The sequence below is a fragment of the Streptomyces sp. NPDC007917 genome, assembly GCF_042959105.1.
GTDB lineage: Bacteria > Actinomycetota > Actinomycetes > Streptomycetales > Streptomycetaceae > Streptomyces.
This window is the reverse complement of the sequence record NZ_JBIBKK010000020.1, coordinates 121,989-137,232: the sequence shown is the minus strand read 5'-3', so window position 1 is coordinate 137,232 and position 15,244 is coordinate 121,989. Positions and strand designations below refer to the sequence as shown.

Below are 15,244 nucleotides of genomic sequence, written 5' to 3'. Positions count from 1 at the left end.
TGCCAGATGGAGTATCGGGACTAGCCCGGCCACCCGTGTGCCGCCCCGCCCCGCGCCGCTTCACTCGGCACCATGCCCACGACCACCACACCCTTGCCCCACCCCGGCCCTCACCCCGTCGAACTGCGCGCCGTCTCCCGGCGGTACGGGACGGGGGAGCGGGCCGTCACCGCCCTCGACCAGGTCACGCTGGACTTCGCCGAGGGCACCATGACCGCCGTCATGGGCCCCTCGGGCTCCGGCAAGTCCACGCTGCTGCACTGCGCGGCGGGGCTCGACCGGCCGACCGAGGGGCGCGTCGTCATCGCCGGCACGGAGACCGGGGAGTTGGACGAGACGGCCCTGACCCTGCTGCGCCGGGAGCGGATCGGCTTCGTCTTCCAGTCCTTCAACCTGGTCTCCGCCCTCACCACCGAGCAGAACGTCGCCCTCCCGCTGCGTCTGGCGGGCCACCGCCCCGACCCCGCCCGGGTGACCGCCGCGCTCGCCGAGGTCGGGCTCGCCGACCGCGCCGGACACCGCCCGGACCGGCTCTCCGGCGGCCAGCAGCAGCGGGTGGCCATCGCCCGGGCGCTGATCACCCGGCCCGCGGTGCTGTTCGCCGACGAGCCGACCGGCGCGCTGGACATCACCACCTCGCGCGCCGTGCTCGGCCTGCTGCGCGGCCTGGTCGACCGCCACCGGCAGACGCTGGTCATGGTCACCCACGACCCGGCCGCGGCCGCCTGGGCCGACCGGGTCGTCTTCCTGGCCGACGGGCGGGTCGCCGACGAGATCGCGGACCGGCCCGGGGCGGCGGCCATCGCCTCGCGGATGTCGGTGCTGGAGGCGGCGGCATGAGGGCCGGAAAGAGCGGGGGCGACAAGAGCCGGGGCGGCATGAGGGCCGGAAGGAGCGGAGGCGACAAGGGCCGGGGCGGCATGAGGGCCGGAAGGAGCGGAGGCGACAAGAGCCGGGGCGGCATGAGGGCCGGAAGGAGCGGGGGCACGAGGGCCGCGCGGGGGAGCTGGGGCGGCATGCTCGGCCTGGCCGTCGCCACCGTACGGGCGCGCCGCACCGCCTTCGCTGGGTCGTTCACCGCCCTGTGCCTGGGCGTCGCGGTGCTCACCATGAGCGCGCTGATCCTGCTGTCCGGGGACGGCGGGGTGCCCGGCCGGTACGCGGGCGCCCCCGTGCTCGTGCGGAGCGCCCAGGGCTCCGCCGGCCCCGACGGGGTGTTCCTGGAGCAGGCACCCTGGTCCGCCCGGCGGACGGGGGAGCTGACGCGGGAGCTGGCCGCCATGCCCGGAGTGCGGCGCGCGGTGCCCGACCGGTCCTTCTACGCGCAGGCGGTCGCGGACGGCGACCCCGCACGCGACGACCGGCAGCGGAAGGGCGACCGGCTGGGCCACGGCTGGTCCGCCGCCGCCCTCGCCCCGTACCGGCTCACCGCGGGCCGCGCCCCGCACCGGGCCGACGAGGTGGCCATAGACCGCGCCCTGGGGGCCCGACCGGGCGAGCGGATCACGCTGCTGACCGCGGCGGGGCCCGAGCGGTTCACCGTCTCGGGCACGGTCGACGGGCCCGGCTACTACCTGACCGACGAGCGCGCGGCCGAGCTGTCCGGCGGGGTGCGGGTCATCGGGCTGCTGACCGAGCGGGGCGCGGACCCCGGGGCGGTCGCGGCGGCGGCGCGCTCGGTGGTCCAGGGCGCGGGCACGGTGCTCGACGGCGCCGCGCGGAGCGAACTGGCCCCCGTACGGGACGCCAGGACGCGCTGGATCGGCGATCAGGTGCTGACCGCCATGGCCGCGCTGTCCGCCTTCGCGACGGTCTTCGTCGTCGCCTCGACGTTCGCCTTCAGCGTGGCCGGAGGCCGCCGCGAACTCGGCCTGCTGCGCGCGGTCGGCGCCACCGGGCGCCAGCTGCGCCGCCTGCTGTACGGGCAGGCGCTCGCCGTCGGCGCGGCCGGCGCGGCGGCCGGGGCCCTGCTCGGCGCGGCGCTCGCCCCCGCGCTGGGCGGCGTGCTCACCGATGTGGGCTTCCTGCCGCCCGGCTTCGCGGTCCGCCGCCCGGCGTGGGTGCTCGCCGCGACGTTCGCCGCCGGTCTGGCCGTCGCGCTGACCGCCGTCTGGTCCGCCTCCCGCCGGGCCGCCGGGACCGGCCCGCTGGAGGCGCTGCGCGAGGCCGCCGCTGACGACCGCCCGATGACCCGCGCCCGCGCGCTGACCGGCATCGCCTTCACCGCCCTGGGCTGCGCGGCCGCGGCCGGGACCGCCTTCGCCGACCCGACCGATATGACGACCCTCGCCCTGGCCACGGCCGTCGGGCTGATCACCGGCGTGACCCTGCTGGTCCCCGCCGTGGTCCCACCCCTCGTACGGGCCGTCTCCCGGCCCCTCGCCCGCCGCCGCGGCGCCCTCGGCATGCTGGTGCGCGAGGGGATGCTGGCGGCGGTGCGGCGTACGGCGTCGACGACCGCCCCGGTGCTGGCCACCGTCGGCTTCGTCGTCCTGATCACCGGCATCACCCAGACCTCGGTGCACTCCTACGCCACCCGCGACACCGCCTCCGTACGGGCCGAGGCCGCCGTCGTCGCCCGCGGCGGCACCCCGGGGCTGTCCGACGCCGCCGCCGAATCCGTCGCGGGGACGGGGCTGCTGGCCACGACCGTCTACGGCGGCGCGGCGAGGACCCCGATGGAGGCCGCGGGCATCGACCCCGGCTCCTTCGCCGCCGTCCACCACCGGCTGCGGACCGTCTCCGGATCGCTCGCCCGGCTGCGCGGCCCCGGGACGGTGGCCGTGACCGAGTCGGCGCTGGCCACGCTGGGCTCAGAGACCGCCGCCGAAGTCACCTTCGAAGACGGCCGCACCGAGAGGCTGCGGATCGTGGCGGTCCTCTCCGACCGTACGGCTCCCACCCCGTACACCGCGCTGCTCCCCCGGGCCACGGTCCGCTCGCACGACCCCTCGGCGCTGACCGACGTCGTCTACCGCACCGGCCCGGCCACCTCGTCCGCCGCGCTGCGGCGGCTGGGCGCCGAGGAGGTGGGCGTGGCCGCGTACGCGGGCCGCGCGGACGCCGAGGAGGACCATCTGGTCGAGGTCTTCACCCTGCTGCTGGTCGCCATGTCGGCGGGGTGCACGGGCGTCGCCGTCGCCAACACCCTCCTGATGTCCACCGCCGACCGGCTGCGCGATCTGCGCCTGCTGCGCCTGTCCGGAGCGACGCTCCGTCAGGTCCTGTGGACCGTCGCGGCGGAGACCGCCTTCGTGGTCGCCCTCGGCTCCGTCCTCGGCGCCCTGACCGCCCTCCCGTCCCTGCTCGGCGTACGCGCCGGCCTCAGCGGCACCTTCGGCGTCCCGGTCCGGCTGATCGTGCCCGCCGCGCCCGTCACGGCGGCGGTGGCGGGCTGCCTGGTGCTGGCGCTCGCGGCGAGCGTGCTGCCCGCGAGGGCGGCGCTCGCCAAGGGGACGCGCGCCGGGGGCGGTTGAGACGGCTTGGACAGCGCGCGCCGTGGCGGGCGGGCGGCGCGGCGGCGTGGCGGGGCGACGTGGCGTGGCGTGGCGGGGCAGGTAGAGGCCGTCAGGGGGCGGGCCAGTTCCGCAGCAGGGCGTCGAGCGCGTCCACGATCCGGACCCAGGTCTCATCCGTGTCGGGGGCGCTGTGGCTGAACCCGCCCCCCATCTCCAGGCTGACGTAGCCGTGGAAGACGCTGCCCAGCAGCCGGACCGCGTGCGTCTGGTCCGGCTCCGTCAGGTCGTAGCCGCGCAGGATCGCCCGTGTCATCTGCGCGTGCCTGCCGCCCGCGCTGGCGGCCGCCGTCTGCGGGTCGAGCCTGAGCTGGGCCGCGGCGTAGCGGCCGGGGTGCTCCCGGGCGTAGTCGCGGTAGACATCGGCGAAGGCGGCCAGGGCGTCCTTACCGGCCCGCCCGGCCAGAGCGGAGGCTCCCCGGTCGGCGAGTTCCTCCAGGGCGAGCAGGGCGATCCTGGTCTTGAGGTCCTGGGAACTCTTCAGCCGCGAGTACAGGCTCGCGACCTTGACGTCGAGCCGCCTGGCGAGCTCCGAGACGGTCACCTGGTCGAACCCGACCTCGTCGGCCAGCTCGGCCCCCGCCCGGGTCAGGCGCTCCATGGTCAGTCCCTCGTTTGCCATACCCTTCCCCTCACTCGACAGAACTGATTATTAATTTGCCTAGGACGATTAGGCAAATTAGCTTGGCTCTCATGAAGCCCCTGACCGAACAAGAGATCCGTGCCGCGTTCGTGAACTGCACCAAGGGCGAGGTGAAGCGCCTGTCCGTCCCGCGCGACCTGGCCGAGCGGCCCTGGGACGACCTGGACTTCCTCGGCTGGCGAGACCCCCAGGCCTCCGAGCGCGCCTACCTCGTCATCCCCCTGGACGGCCGCCCCAAAGCCCTCCAGCTGCGCTGCCCCAGCCCCGCCTCCTGGCAGATCCGGCGCGGCATGTGCTCGATCTGCCTGACCTCCCACACGGGCGGCGTCTCCCTGATGGTCGCGCCGAAGGCCCGGCAGGCCAGCCAGCAGGGCAACTCGGTCGGCACCTACATATGCAGCGACCTCGCCTGCTCGCTGTACGTACGGGGCAAGAAGAGCGCGGGCGCGGACGGGCGGATCCAGGAGTCGCTCACCCTGGAGGAGAAGATCGCGCGGACCGTGGCGAACGTCGCCGCCTTCTTCGCCAAGGTGACCGGCTGACCACACGGACCCGGACCTGCCGAGGTTGAGCGCCGCGCGGCGGGCCGTGTTCATGACTCCGGCCGCCGCCGGGACCGGTCCCGGCACAGCGCCACTACCGTCCCGATATGCCGCGTTTCGATCACGATCAGCGTTCCCGGGTCGGGCGCCCCCGCCGAACAGGCGGCCTTGTGCTTGGACTTGCCGTGAGCCTGCTCAGCGCCGGGTGTTCGAGTGGGCAGGGCGCGTCGCAGCCATCGTCCCCCCGTTCGGCATCCTCGTCCTCCGCATCCACCTCTGCCTCCGCCTCCGCCTCCGCATCCACCTCCGCATCCACCTCCGCCTCCGCCTCCGCCTCGTCCTCAGCCGCACCGCGGCCGAGCAGGTACACCCAGGCGCAGTTGGCGTCGCGACCGTGCCTCGCCCTCGACGCGCACGACCTCGCCGCCCTCAGAATCAGCGGAGAGGGGAAACAGGAGTCCGGCGAGCACGGGGCGTCGTGCGCGTGGAAGTTGGCAGGCCAGAACGTCAGCCTCGCACTGGATCTACCACTGTCCTACGCGAAGACCATGACCAAGAACGGGCGCGTCACGCAGGTGCCGGTGGGGCAGCACCAGGCCGTGCAGGCCGAATTCCAGAGGATCTGCTTCATCTTCGTCGCACTGCACGACACCAACCACTTGGTCGGCACCACGACCATTCCGGACCGCGGGGTAGCGCAGGACGGAACGTGTCCCGCGGGGGCGTCGGTCGCCGCCGCTGCCCTGACCCACCTGCGATGACGCTTCAGCCTGCGCGTGGCGTTGCCGAGGGGGCTCCGCTGCGCCTCGCCTGCGCCGGTGCGCCGTTTCGCGGCATTCGGCTCGTGCGGGTGCGGGTTTCGTCTCGGACCCTCCGGGTCCAAAGCGCTGGCGAGAAGGGGGGGGAGGGGGCGGCTGGCCTGTCGTCCTGGTTCCTCAGCCCGGCGGGCGGCTGAGCTCACAGAGGCTCCGCTGCGCTCCGCCGCAGCTGCTGCCGCGCGGTGGCCGGGCGGTCAGCTCAGCGGTGCGCTGATCCGGGGCGCGCGAGCGTGACGAACGGGCCGGCGAACGCTGGACGACAGGGTCCGGACGCCGCGTGCGGGCATCGTCTCGCGCCTTCGGCGTCCGGGAATGACGCCCACTTCGTACAGCCGGATCTCTTCCGACCGCCCTTTGTAGTGAGTATGAGACAACGACACGCCATGGCGTCGGCGTGTCGTTGTCTCATACTCACTACAAAGTCACGGCACATAGCACTTCGCCGGAGTGATCCCCCATGGCAGATGGACCCTGTTCATTCACGCGCTCGGTGCGCCAGCCGGTCGAGGCGGGCGCGGTGGGCCGGGGTCAGATCCAGACACGCCGCGGCGAGGTTCTCCTCCAGGTGGGCGGTCCGGGCGGTGCCGGGGATCGGGAGGATGACGGGCGAGTGTCCGAGAAGCCATGCGAGCGAGACCTGCGTGGGGGTGGCGTCCAGCTCGGCCGCGACGGCGGCGATCTCCGCCCTCGCCCCCGACTGCCCCGCCGCGACGGGCCGCCACGGCAGAAACGCGATCCCCGCCGCCTCGCAGGCCGCGAGCACCGGCTCGTGCTCGCGGTCGAGCAGGTTGTAGCGGTTCTGCACGCTGACGACGTCGACGATCTCCCGCGCCTGCTCGAGTTCGGCGACGGTGACCTCGGACAGCCCGAGCCGGCCGACCTTGCCCTCGTCCTGGAGCTCCCGCAACGTGCCCAGCTGGTCGGCGAGCGGTGTCTCGGGGTCGATGCGGTGCAACTGGAGCAGTTCGATCCGCTCGACCCGCAGTCGGCGGAGGGCCTGCTCGACCTGGTCGCGCAGGATGGCCGGACGCCCGTCCAGCCGCCACTCGCCGCCGGGGCCCGTGCGCGCGACGCCGACCTTCGTGGTGATGAGCAGCCCGGCGGGGTAGGGGTGCAGGGCCTCGGCGAGGAGTTCTTCGTTGGCGCCCCCGCCGTACAGGTGGGCGGTGTCGATCAGCGTGACGCCGAGCTCGACGGCTCGCCGGGCGACCGCGATGGACGTCTCACGGTCGGAAGCGGGCTCGGTCGGCAGGTGCATGGCCCCGAAACCGAGCCGCCGTACCGCCAGGTCCCCGCCGATACGGAAGGTGTCCGCTGCCATCTGCTGTCTTGTCCCCCATCGCTCAACAAGGGCAAGTTAACAGCTCCGTTGCCGAGGGTGCGGGCCGGGGCAGCGGACTTTCGTGGCGCAGCTCTGGACTGGTCAGCCGATGGGGTTGACGTAGGTGGCGGGGCGGGTGGCGCTGCGCTGGTCGACGAGGCTGTCGTTCTCCCAGGGCCACTCGATCTTCAGGGACTTGGTCTCGTTGGGCGGGGTGATCTCGACCCAGGCCGGCTGGTAGAAGCCCTCTTCCTCCTTGGTGAAGGCGAGGTTGAGGGTGAACTCGGTGCTCTGGCCGCCCTCCACCTCAATGGGGCTCCACTTCTGCGAGGAGCGGGCCAGGGACCAGCGCTCGCCGCCGTTGATCGAGGTCAGGTCCACACCGGGGAAGCCGCCGATCCTGCAGGAGCTGGTGCCCTTGTTCATCAGCACGATGGTGGCGGTCGTCGCGCCGCCCGCGCTCTCCTCCGGCACCGGGAGCGCGTCCTCACCCGTGGCGAACGCGGCTTCCAGGTTTTCGGTGTGGCAGCGCTCGACACCCGCGTGCGCACTGCCGCCGCCTTCGGTGTCCTTGGCGCCGGAACCCTGCGCACCGCCGGAGGAACCCGAGGAACTGCTCGACCCGGTCTGGCCCGCTGCCTTCTCGTCGCCGTTGCAGGCCGTCAGCGTCAGGGCGGCGGCCGCGGTCAGGACGGCGGCGGCGACGCGGAAGGTGCGGCGGCGGGCGGTGCGGGCAGTGGTGTTGGAGCGCATTTCGGGTTCCCCCCGGTGAGGTCGGTGTCGTGGTCTGCTCGGTACGACAACCACTCTGGCCGGGGCCGCTACCGCAACACTGCCGCCCCACTAACACCCCGCTAACACGACGCTGACCACGGAAAAGACGCCGAGATCGCAGCGGCTCCCGCTCTCCTGCCGGCCGTTGCCGATCTCAGGCCGTCGCATGGTGCGCCAGCCGGGCGTGGGGGTCCGGGGCGCCCGGGAGCGGGGCGGGGTCGGGGTGGATGAGGGCGGCGGTGAGTTTGGGCACCGCGTGGAGCAGGGCGTGCTCGGCGTCCACGGCGACCTGGTGGGCCTCCCGTACGCTCAGCTCCCCGGCGACCACCACCGCGACCTCCGCCCGCAGCCGGTGGCCGATCCAGCGCAGCCGCAGCTCGCCGACGCCGCGGACGCCCGGAACGGCCAGGAGGGCCCGCTCGGCGGCGTCGACCAGGGCCGGGTCGACGGCGTCCATGACGCGGCGGAAGACCTCGCGGGCCGCGTCGCGCAGGACCAGGAGGATCGCGGCGGTGATGGCGAGGCCGACCAGGGGGTCGGCGAGGCGCCAGCCGAGTGCGGAGCCGGCGGCGCTCAGCAGGACGGCGAGGGAGGTGAAGGCGTCGGTACGGGCGTGCAGGCCGTCCGCGACGAGGGCGGCCGAGCCGATGGCGCGGCCGACGCGGATGCGGTAGCGGGCCACCCATTCGTTGCCGAGGAAGCCGACGACGGCCGCGGCGGCGACGGCGGGGACGTGGTGGACGGGCCGGGGGTCCAGGAGCCGGTCGGCCGCCGTCCAGGCGGCGAAGGCGGCGGAGCCGGCGATGGTGAGCACGATCGCCAGGCCGGCCAGGTCCTCGGCGCGCCCGTAGCCGTAGGTGAAGCGGCGGGTGGCGGCGCGGCGGCCGAGGAGGAAGGCGATGCCGAGCGGCACGGCGGTGAGGGCGTCGGCGGCGTTGTGGACGGTGTCGCCCAGCAGCGCGACCGAACCGGAGGCCACCACGACGGCGGCCTGGGCCAGGGCCGTCGCCCCGAGCACCGCGAACGAGATCCACAGCGCGCGCATGCCCCGCGCGGAGGACTCCAGCGCGCGGTCGGTGCGGTCGGCGGACTCGTGGGAGTGGGGGCGCAGCACATGCCCCGCCCGGTGGCGCCACCGTGCCCAGCCGCCCGTACGGCCCTGGTGGCTGTGGCTGTGGTGGCTGTGGCTGTGGTGGCCGTGGTCGTGGTCGGTCACAGGAGTTTCCTTCCGGCGCGGGCGTGTACGCGGCGTGCCTGGACAGGGCCCCGCCCACCCCCCATTATGTGCGTATGAGCGCACGCATGCACCTATCAGATGCGCATGGTTCGCATCCGCGAGTCCCCAGCAGCGAGCAGCTGGCCCGCGCCGCCGAGGTGCTGGGCATGCTCGCCGACCGGACCCGGCTCGCCCTGCTGCACACCCTGAGCGCGGGCGAGGCCGATGTGACCACACTGACCGCCGCCTGCGGCGCCGCCCGGCCGGCCGTCAGCCAGCACCTCGCCAAGCTGCGCCTCGCCGGGCTCGTGGCCTCCCGCAAGGACGGCCGCCGCGTCGTCTACGCGCTGCAGGACGGGCATCTCGCCCGCCTGGTCGCCGAGGCCCTGAGCCACGCGGACCACGAGCTCTCCGGTATCCCCCGCCACGGCTGACCCGGCCGCCCCCTTAGCATGGGCGCGTGCCGAGTCCTGCCGAGTGCCGTCCGTCGCCGCCCGTGTGGCGGTGGCGCGCGCTGCTCGTGCTCGGACTTCTGGCCGGGCTGCTGGGCATGCACGCCCTCGGGCCCGCCGGCGGCCTGATGACGGGCGCCCATGAGCGCCCCGCCGCCATGACGACCACCGTGACGGCCACCGCCTCCGCGCACAGCGGCTGCGACGGCGCGTGCGGCGGTTCGCATGTCCACCACGCCGATCCGACCTGTGCGTCACCCGCGCTCAGCGGCGGGCCCACGCTGTCCGCGCCCCCGTCGGCCCCCGTGGCCGACTGCGGCCATGACCTCGCGGCGGCCCGGCCCGGTACGGCACCCTCCCCGGCCGACGGGCGCGCGCCGCCCACCCTGGCCGAACTCCAACTCCTGCGGATATAGGACACACCCTCGCGCCGTCGACCCTCCAGATCCCGGATGGGTCCGGCGCCGACCCGGCATGTCCGAAAACACCCCAAACACTTCCTCAGGAGTTCCCCCATGCGTTCCCTGACCCGCCGTACGGCGCTCGTCGCCGCGGCCACCACGGCCGCGCTGTCCCTGACCCTGACCGCCTGCGGCAGCGACGACGGCGGCGGCAAGAGCGGCCACTCCGGCCACGACTCGACGAAGACCACCGCGAGCGCGAGCGCGTCCGCCCCGTCCGGCAAGCACAACAAGGCCGATGTGAGCTTCGCGCAGGGGATGATCCCCCACCACCGACAGGCCGTGGAGATGGCCGACCTGGCCGCCACCAGGGCCTCCTCCGGCACGGTCAAGAAGTTGGCCGCCGCCATCAAGAAGGCGCAGGACCCCGAGATCCGCACGATGTCCGGGTGGCTCAAGGCCTGGGGCGAGGACGTCCCCGAGGCGATGCCCGGCATGGACCACTCCCAGCACGAGGGCATGCCCGGAATGATGAGCTCCAAGGAGATGGAGGAGCTGAAGAAGGCGTCCGGCGCGGCCTTCGACACCGCGTTCCTGAAGATGATGGTCCAGCACCACAAGGGAGCGGTGGAGATGGCCGGCACCGAGAAGCGCGAGGGTGCGTACGGCCCCGCCAAGACCATGGCCGATGACATCATCAAGGCCCAGAACGAGGAGATCACCGAGATGAACAAGCTCCTCGGCAAGGGCTGAGTGAGCGATGGGCGAAGGCACCGGCACCCCGCCGGTCCTTTGCCCATTCAGCCGCGGCAGGCCCAGTGGTTACGATCTGGCGCGATGAGTAGACAGCGCGACGCGACCCGAATACCGGGCGGCACGGTGCGAGCCACCGTGCTCTCGGTGCTGCGGTGTGCGGTCCCGCTGCTGACCGTCGCGCTCTGGCTGGCGCCCTCGTTCCTGCACCCAGCCGCGGGGCACGCCCCCGCCGCGGGGCACGCCTCCGCCACAGACCTCACCGCAGGCCACGCCTCCGGCTCGGCGCACCGCCCGCCCCGCCCCGCCAGGGCCGTGCTCGCCCCGCCGTGTCCGGGCCTCGGGTCCGCGCCGCACCAGGCAGCGCACCAGGCCCGGGAGCCCTGGGCGGACAGCGCGGGCGGCGCCGGCGACAACTGCGTGGCCGGCCCCTGGGGGGTGAGCCAGGGCGTGGTGCCCGCGCCCGTCCCGCCGCCCGCGCTCGCCGAGTTCGTGCCGCGCGACCGCCCGTACGACACGGATGCCACCCGGGCACCGCCCGACCATGCCGTCCGCGCCCCCGGCCTCCACCAGCTCCAAGTGCTTCGCACCTAGGCCGCCGGTATCCGGATCCGCACATCACTCATTCCTCCAGTGCAAGGACAAGGACAAACCATGGCTTCCAAGGGATCGAAGACGAAGAACGCGGCCGCCGCGCGCCGCGAGAAGATCGAGGAGTTGCGCCGCGCCGAGCGGGCGCGCGACCGCCGCTACCGCATCATCACGATCGTCTCGTGCACGGTGATCGTCGTCGGTCTGGTCGTCGGCGGCTACTTCATCATCGACGCCACGAAGGAGAAGGACGAGAAGGCCAAGGCGGTGACGATGTCGACGGTCAAGACCGGCACCTTCAAGGGCATGAAGACCTGGAAGAACCTCGGCCGGACCCACGTCGAGGGCAAGGTCGACTACCCGATGTCCCCGCCGGTCGGCGGCAACCACAACCAGGTCTGGCAGAACTGCAACGGCGACGTCTACGACAAGCCGATAACCAACGAGAACGCGGTGCACGCCCTGGAGCACGGCGCGGTGTGGGTCACCTACACCGACAAGGCGCCGGCCAAGGACATAACCGCCCTCGAGAAGCGCGTGAAGGCGACCCCGTATTCCCTGATGAGCCCCTACCAGGACCAGGACGGCCCGATACTGCTCAACGCGTGGGGCGTCCAGCTGAAGGTCGACTCGGCGGACGACCCGCGCGTGGCGAAGTTCTTCGAGGAGTACGTGCAGGGCAAGCAGACCCCCGAGAAGGGCGCCGCGTGCACCGGAGGTAAGTCGGAATGACGGACACCGGCCAGGTGGCGGCCACCGGCCGCACGGGGCGGCAGCCGCTGATCGCGGGCGTCTCCGCCGCGCTCGCGCTGCTGACGCTGGTGGCGGTGGGCGTCCTGTGGCTCACGGCGGACCGCTCGGACGGCACGACGGGACCGTCGAAGCCCGACAGCGCCTCCGCGGACGCGGGTTTCGCCCGGGACATGTCCATCCATCACCAGCAGGCGGTGGAGATGTCGTTCATCGTGCGCGACGACACCGACGACGAGGATGTGCGCCGCCTCGCGTACGACATCATCAACACCCAGGCCAACCAGCGCGGGATGATGCTCGGCTGGCTGGACCTGTGGGGGCTCCCCGTGACCTCGGAGGACCCCCCGATGACCTGGATGAAGGACCTGTCCTCGGACGAGTCCATGGACCACGGCTCCATGGACTCGATGGGCCACGACGGCACCTACAAGCCGCACGACGGTTCCCTCATGCCCGGGATGGCCACCAACACCCAGCTGGACACGTTGCGCAAGGCCAGGGGCCGGGCCGCCGAGGTGATGTTCCTGCGGCTGATGATCGCCCACCACAAGGGCGGGATCGACATGGCCAAGGGGGCGGTCGAGCTGGCCAAGGACCCGACGGTCAAGCGTCTGGCGCAGGGCATGGTGGACAGTCAGCGGTCGGAGATCCAGCTGATGAACGACATGCTCAAGAAGCGCGGCGCCGACCCGGTGAAGTAGCCCGCCCCTCGGGCCTCCCGGGCGTTCCCCCCAAGGCGCTCCTCCTCCCCGGAGGGGCGCCTTGTGCCTGCCCGCGAGGCTCCCGGGGCGGGGGCGTCAGCGGGAGGTGGGGGTGAACTGGACCGGCATGGCCGACACACCGCGCATCATCAGCTGGGAGCGCCACTCCAGCTCCTCGGGCGCGACGGACAGCGTCACGTCCGGGAGGCGGTCGATCAGTACCTCGATCGCGGCCATGGCGATGGCCTCGGCGAGCTCGCGGGCGACCGGGGGGCAGCCGTGCGTGCCGTGGCTGAAGGCCATGTGGGCCTGGTTGCCGGCCGCGCCGGCCCGGAAGTCCGGCCGTACGTCGGGGTCGGCGTTGGCCGCGGCGAGGCCCAGCATCAGGCAGTCGCCCTTCCTGATGTGCCGGCCGGCGAGCATGGTGTCCTCGGCGGCCCAGCGGCCGACCCAGTTGGGCACCGGGGTGGCCTCCCACAGCACCTCGTTGATCGCCTGGCCGACGCTGCGCCGCCCGCCGGACATGGTGACCGCGAACCGCTCGTCGGTGAGCATGAGCCGCAGCGCGTTGCCGATCAGGTCGGTGGTGGGCTGGTGGGCCGCGTAGACATTGCCCAGGAGGTCGTTGATGATCTCCTCGTCGGTGAGCTGCGCAGGGTGGTGCACCAGGACCGTGGAGATGTTCTTGCGGTCCGGGGTCGACCGGGCGTGCTCCATCAGCGCCACCATCCGGTCGACCATGTTCTGGTGCGCTTCGGGCCCTCCCTTGCCGCTGACCAGGTCGACCGTGACCTGCTGCAGTTCGGTGGATTCGGCCTCGTTCATGCCGTACATGCGGTTGAGCACGCGCAGCGGGATCTGGCAGGCGTAGTCGGCGATGAGATCGGCGTGACCGCGGCCCGCGAAGGTGTCGATCAGACCGTCCGCGACGCGCTCGCACAGCGCGCGCAGCTCGAACGGGTCCACGATCTCCATGCTGTCGATGATCGCCTCGGCCCGCCGCTCGTGCTCGGCGCCCTCGGTGAACAGCATGGTCGGCCGGTAGCCGACGAAGGTCATCAGCTCCCAGTCCGGCGGGACCTTGTCCCAGGAGTGCCAGCGGCGCGAGTCGCGGGCGAACACATTGGGGTCGGTGGTGACCCGCACCAGTTCCCGGTAGCCGAGCACCATCCAGACGGGGATCTGGCCGTCGAGCAGCACGGGGACCACGGGGCCGTGGTCGCGGCGGAGCCGCCGGTAGAGGTCTTCCTGGCTCTTGGTGAAGTCCTCGGGGCGCAGCCGCACGGCGTCCGGCTGCTCCGGCCAGTCCGCAAGCGGCTCGGCGGAGGGGTTGGGTTCCTCAGGGGGGAGCGTGGGGTCCGGGGTGGTCACGCGGTGCTCTCCTGGGCGGCGGAAGACGAGGTGGACAGGGCGTAGAGGTGGCGCGCGAGGGCGACCAGCACGGCCTTGCTCGAGTCGCGCTCCCGGGCGTCGCAGTCGACGACCGGGACGCCGGGGGGCAGGTCGAGGGCCGCGCGCACCTCCTCCAGCGTGTGCTTGGGTTCGCCGAAGTTGTTGCGCGCGACGATGAACGGGGTGCCGTGGTGCTCGAGCCGGTCGATGGCGTACCAGGAGTCGGACAGCCGGTTGGTGTCCACCAGGACGACCGCGCCCAGGGTCCCCATGAACAGCCGGTCCCACAGGAACCAGAACCGCTCCTGGCCGGGGGCGCCGAACAGATAGAGCACCATCTGCTCGTCCAGGCTGATGCGGCCGAAGTCGAAGGCGACGGTGGTGGTGGTCTTGTCCTGTACCTGCGAGGCGTCGTCGATCCCGACGCCCGCCTGCGTCATGGTCTCCTCGGTGCTCAGCGGGCGGATCTCGCTGACGGACCGGACCATGGTGGTCTTTCCGACCCCGAAGCCCCCGACGATCACGATCTTGAGGCCGTCGCGCGCGCTCTCGCTCAGCTGCGCGCCCTCGGGGCGGTCAGAGGTTCTGGAGTGCAACGAGCACCTTCTTCAACATCTCGGGTTCGGGCATCTGCCTGTCGGAGCGGACCACCTGGGGATGGCGAGCGGTGATCTTTCCGGTGTCGAGCAGATCGCAGAGCAGGATCTTCACCACGCTCACCGGCAGCCCCAGGTAGGAGGAGATCTCCACGACCGCCAGCGGACGGTGGCACATCCGCAGGATCTTGGCGTGCTCCGACTGCATGCCCGGGGTCGGCTCGCTCTCGCTGACGATGAGCGTGACCATGTCGAACACGCTCTCGTCCACCCGGCTGCGGCCTCCGGTGACGGTGTAGAGCCGGTCCGGATCCTCGCTGTCGACGGCCCCTCGGATCATGCCGTGGCCCCGCCGCCGTCGCTCATGGCCACGCGGGGCGCGGCGCGCAGATGGTCGCCGATCTGCTCGACCAGCTCGTTCATGTTGTGGCCGATGATGCCGACGTCGGCCTCGTCCTCCGCGATGACCGCGAGGTGGGCGCCCTCACCGGCCTCCACGATGAACAGGATCCCGCCGTGGAACTCCGTCATCGACTGCCGGACGCCGCCGCTGCCGTCGCCGAACTCGATGGACGCGCCGTGCGACAGGCTCTGGATCCCCGAGGCGATGGCCGCCAGTTGGTCGGCCTGGTCGAGGGACAGGCCGGAGGTGAGGCACAGTTTGAGACCGTCTCTGGAGAGCACCAGCGCGTGCCGGGCGCCGGGGGTCTTCTTCAGCAGGTTCTCCAGCAACCAGTCCAAGCTGCGATCTGTGGTGTTCATCGGGGTTCCTTCTG

General features: G+C 72.7%; 18 protein-coding genes. 10 read left to right on the top strand and 8 right to left on the bottom strand.

What is annotated here, in order from left to right; translation table 11 throughout:
• Positions 1–72: 72 nt before the first annotated feature.
• Positions 73–840 carry an ABC transporter ATP-binding protein gene (locus tag ACFZDL_RS32465; RefSeq protein ID WP_353594716.1) on the top strand — a complete coding sequence of 256 codons (768 nt, stop codon included), beginning with the start codon at positions 73–75 and terminating at the stop codon, positions 838–840.
• Between the two features lie 176 nt (positions 841–1,016).
• Positions 1,017–3,476 carry an ABC transporter permease gene (locus tag ACFZDL_RS32460; protein ID WP_353594717.1) on the top strand — a complete coding sequence of 820 codons (2,460 nt, stop codon included), beginning with the start codon at positions 1,017–1,019 and terminating at the stop codon, positions 3,474–3,476.
• Positions 3,477–3,567: 91 nt separating this feature from the next.
• Here the strand turns inward: ACFZDL_RS32460 and ACFZDL_RS32455 are convergent, their stop codons facing one another.
• Positions 3,568–4,137 (bottom strand): WHG domain-containing protein, encoded by a 570-nt coding sequence (locus tag ACFZDL_RS32455; RefSeq protein WP_353594718.1) that lies wholly within the window; start codon positions 4,135–4,137, stop codon positions 3,568–3,570.
• Between the two features lie 71 nt (positions 4,138–4,208).
• On the opposite strand from ACFZDL_RS32455, the gene ACFZDL_RS32450 reads away from it, so the two are divergent.
• The gene (locus ACFZDL_RS32450) at positions 4,209–4,700 is read left to right on the top strand and encodes an FBP domain-containing protein (protein WP_353594719.1); all 492 of its coding nucleotides are present in this window, start codon (positions 4,209–4,211) and stop codon (positions 4,698–4,700) included.
• Positions 4,701–4,807: 107 nt separating this feature from the next.
• Positions 4,808–5,461 carry a DUF3558 family protein gene (locus ACFZDL_RS32445; protein WP_353594720.1) on the top strand — a complete coding sequence of 218 codons (654 nt, stop codon included), beginning with the start codon at positions 4,808–4,810 and terminating at the stop codon, positions 5,459–5,461.
• A gap of 532 nt (positions 5,462–5,993) precedes the next feature.
• Here the strand turns inward: ACFZDL_RS32445 and ACFZDL_RS32440 are convergent.
• From ACFZDL_RS32440 to ACFZDL_RS32430, 3 genes are all read right to left on the bottom strand, one after another.
• Entirely contained in the window at positions 5,994–6,839 is an 846-nt protein-coding gene (locus ACFZDL_RS32440) for an aldo/keto reductase (RefSeq protein ID WP_353594721.1), read from the bottom strand.
• 102 nt (positions 6,840–6,941) lie between these two features.
• On the bottom strand, positions 6,942–7,592 hold the full coding sequence (locus ACFZDL_RS32435; protein ID WP_353594722.1) for a DUF4232 domain-containing protein: 651 nt from the start codon (positions 7,590–7,592) through the stop codon (positions 6,942–6,944).
• A 175-nt stretch (positions 7,593–7,767) separates the two neighbouring features.
• Complete coding sequence (locus ACFZDL_RS32430) at positions 7,768–8,829, bottom strand: cation diffusion facilitator family transporter (RefSeq protein ID WP_391193173.1); 1,062 nt, start codon at positions 8,827–8,829, stop codon at positions 7,768–7,770.
• Between the two features lie 74 nt (positions 8,830–8,903).
• Between ACFZDL_RS32430 and ACFZDL_RS32425 the strand changes: the two genes are divergently transcribed.
• The 6 genes from ACFZDL_RS32425 (at position 8,904) to ACFZDL_RS32400 (ending at position 12,480) form a co-directional block, all read left to right on the top strand.
• Positions 8,904–9,263, top strand: coding sequence for a metalloregulator ArsR/SmtB family transcription factor (locus tag ACFZDL_RS32425; protein ID WP_353594723.1), 360 nt, complete (start codon positions 8,904–8,906; stop codon positions 9,261–9,263).
• Positions 9,264–9,289: 26 nt separating this feature from the next.
• Positions 9,290–9,697, top strand: coding sequence for a DUF6153 family protein (locus ACFZDL_RS32420; protein ID WP_353594724.1), 408 nt, complete (start codon positions 9,290–9,292; stop codon positions 9,695–9,697).
• Between the two features lie 99 nt (positions 9,698–9,796).
• On the top strand, positions 9,797–10,435 hold the full coding sequence (locus tag ACFZDL_RS32415) for a DUF305 domain-containing protein (protein ID WP_353594725.1): 639 nt from the start codon (positions 9,797–9,799) through the stop codon (positions 10,433–10,435).
• A gap of 84 nt (positions 10,436–10,519) precedes the next feature.
• A complete protein-coding gene (locus tag ACFZDL_RS32410; RefSeq protein WP_353594726.1) occupies positions 10,520–11,029 on the top strand; it encodes a hypothetical protein in 510 nt (169 codons plus the stop codon).
• A gap of 60 nt (positions 11,030–11,089) precedes the next feature.
• Positions 11,090–11,758 carry a DUF3105 domain-containing protein gene (locus ACFZDL_RS32405; RefSeq protein ID WP_353594727.1) on the top strand — a complete coding sequence of 223 codons (669 nt, stop codon included), beginning with the start codon at positions 11,090–11,092 and terminating at the stop codon, positions 11,756–11,758.
• Complete coding sequence (locus ACFZDL_RS32400) at positions 11,755–12,480, top strand: DUF305 domain-containing protein (protein ID WP_353594728.1); 726 nt, start codon at positions 11,755–11,757, stop codon at positions 12,478–12,480. The genes ACFZDL_RS32405 and ACFZDL_RS32400 overlap by 4 nt, the downstream gene beginning before the upstream one ends.
• A 96-nt stretch (positions 12,481–12,576) precedes the next feature.
• Here the strand turns inward: ACFZDL_RS32400 and ACFZDL_RS32395 are convergent, their stop codons facing one another.
• Genes ACFZDL_RS32395 through ACFZDL_RS32380 form a run of 4 tightly spaced genes read right to left on the bottom strand, consistent with a single transcriptional unit; the run spans position 12,577 to position 15,230 of the window.
• Positions 12,577–13,851, bottom strand: coding sequence for a cytochrome P450 (locus ACFZDL_RS32395; RefSeq protein WP_353594729.1), 1,275 nt, complete (start codon positions 13,849–13,851; stop codon positions 12,577–12,579).
• Entirely contained in the window at positions 13,848–14,468 is a 621-nt protein-coding gene (locus tag ACFZDL_RS32390; RefSeq protein WP_353594731.1) for an ATP/GTP-binding protein, read from the bottom strand. Before ACFZDL_RS32390 ends, ACFZDL_RS32395 begins: the two co-directional genes overlap by 4 nt.
• Positions 14,449–14,808 (bottom strand): DUF742 domain-containing protein, encoded by a 360-nt coding sequence (locus tag ACFZDL_RS32385; RefSeq protein WP_353594732.1) that lies wholly within the window; start codon positions 14,806–14,808, stop codon positions 14,449–14,451. Before ACFZDL_RS32385 ends, ACFZDL_RS32390 begins: the two co-directional genes overlap by 20 nt.
• Complete coding sequence (locus ACFZDL_RS32380; protein WP_353594733.1) at positions 14,805–15,230, bottom strand: roadblock/LC7 domain-containing protein; 426 nt, start codon at positions 15,228–15,230, stop codon at positions 14,805–14,807. Before ACFZDL_RS32380 ends, ACFZDL_RS32385 begins: the two co-directional genes overlap by 4 nt.
• Positions 15,231–15,244 lie beyond the last annotated feature (14 nt).

Bases quoted from the DNA above. Each gene is read 5' to 3' on its own strand.
- ACFZDL_RS32440 (WP_353594721.1), bottom strand. From the start codon at position 6,839: ATGGCAGCGGACACCTTCCGTATCGGCGGGGACCTGGCGGTACGGCGG.
- ACFZDL_RS32455 (WP_353594718.1), bottom strand. From the start codon at position 4,137: ATGGCAAACGAGGGACTGACCATGGAGCGCCTGACCCGGGCGGGGGCC.
- ACFZDL_RS32405 (WP_353594727.1), top strand. From the start codon at position 11,090: ATGGCTTCCAAGGGATCGAAGACGAAGAACGCGGCCGCCGCGCGCCGC.
- ACFZDL_RS32400 (WP_353594728.1), top strand. From the start codon at position 11,755: ATGACGGACACCGGCCAGGTGGCGGCCACCGGCCGCACGGGGCGGCAG.
- ACFZDL_RS32385 (WP_353594732.1), bottom strand. From the start codon at position 14,808: ATGATCCGAGGGGCCGTCGACAGCGAGGATCCGGACCGGCTCTACACC.
- ACFZDL_RS32465 (WP_353594716.1), top strand. From the start codon at position 73: ATGCCCACGACCACCACACCCTTGCCCCACCCCGGCCCTCACCCCGTC.
- ACFZDL_RS32445 (WP_353594720.1), top strand. From the start codon at position 4,808: ATGCCGCGTTTCGATCACGATCAGCGTTCCCGGGTCGGGCGCCCCCGC.
- ACFZDL_RS32425 (WP_353594723.1), top strand. From the start codon at position 8,904: ATGAGCGCACGCATGCACCTATCAGATGCGCATGGTTCGCATCCGCGA.
- ACFZDL_RS32460 (WP_353594717.1), top strand. From the start codon at position 1,017: ATGCTCGGCCTGGCCGTCGCCACCGTACGGGCGCGCCGCACCGCCTTC.
- ACFZDL_RS32450 (WP_353594719.1), top strand. From the start codon at position 4,209: ATGAAGCCCCTGACCGAACAAGAGATCCGTGCCGCGTTCGTGAACTGC.
- ACFZDL_RS32380 (WP_353594733.1), bottom strand. From the start codon at position 15,230: ATGAACACCACAGATCGCAGCTTGGACTGGTTGCTGGAGAACCTGCTG.
- ACFZDL_RS32435 (WP_353594722.1), bottom strand. From the start codon at position 7,592: ATGCGCTCCAACACCACTGCCCGCACCGCCCGCCGCCGCACCTTCCGC.
- ACFZDL_RS32410 (WP_353594726.1), top strand. From the start codon at position 10,520: ATGAGTAGACAGCGCGACGCGACCCGAATACCGGGCGGCACGGTGCGA.
- ACFZDL_RS32415 (WP_353594725.1), top strand. From the start codon at position 9,797: ATGCGTTCCCTGACCCGCCGTACGGCGCTCGTCGCCGCGGCCACCACG.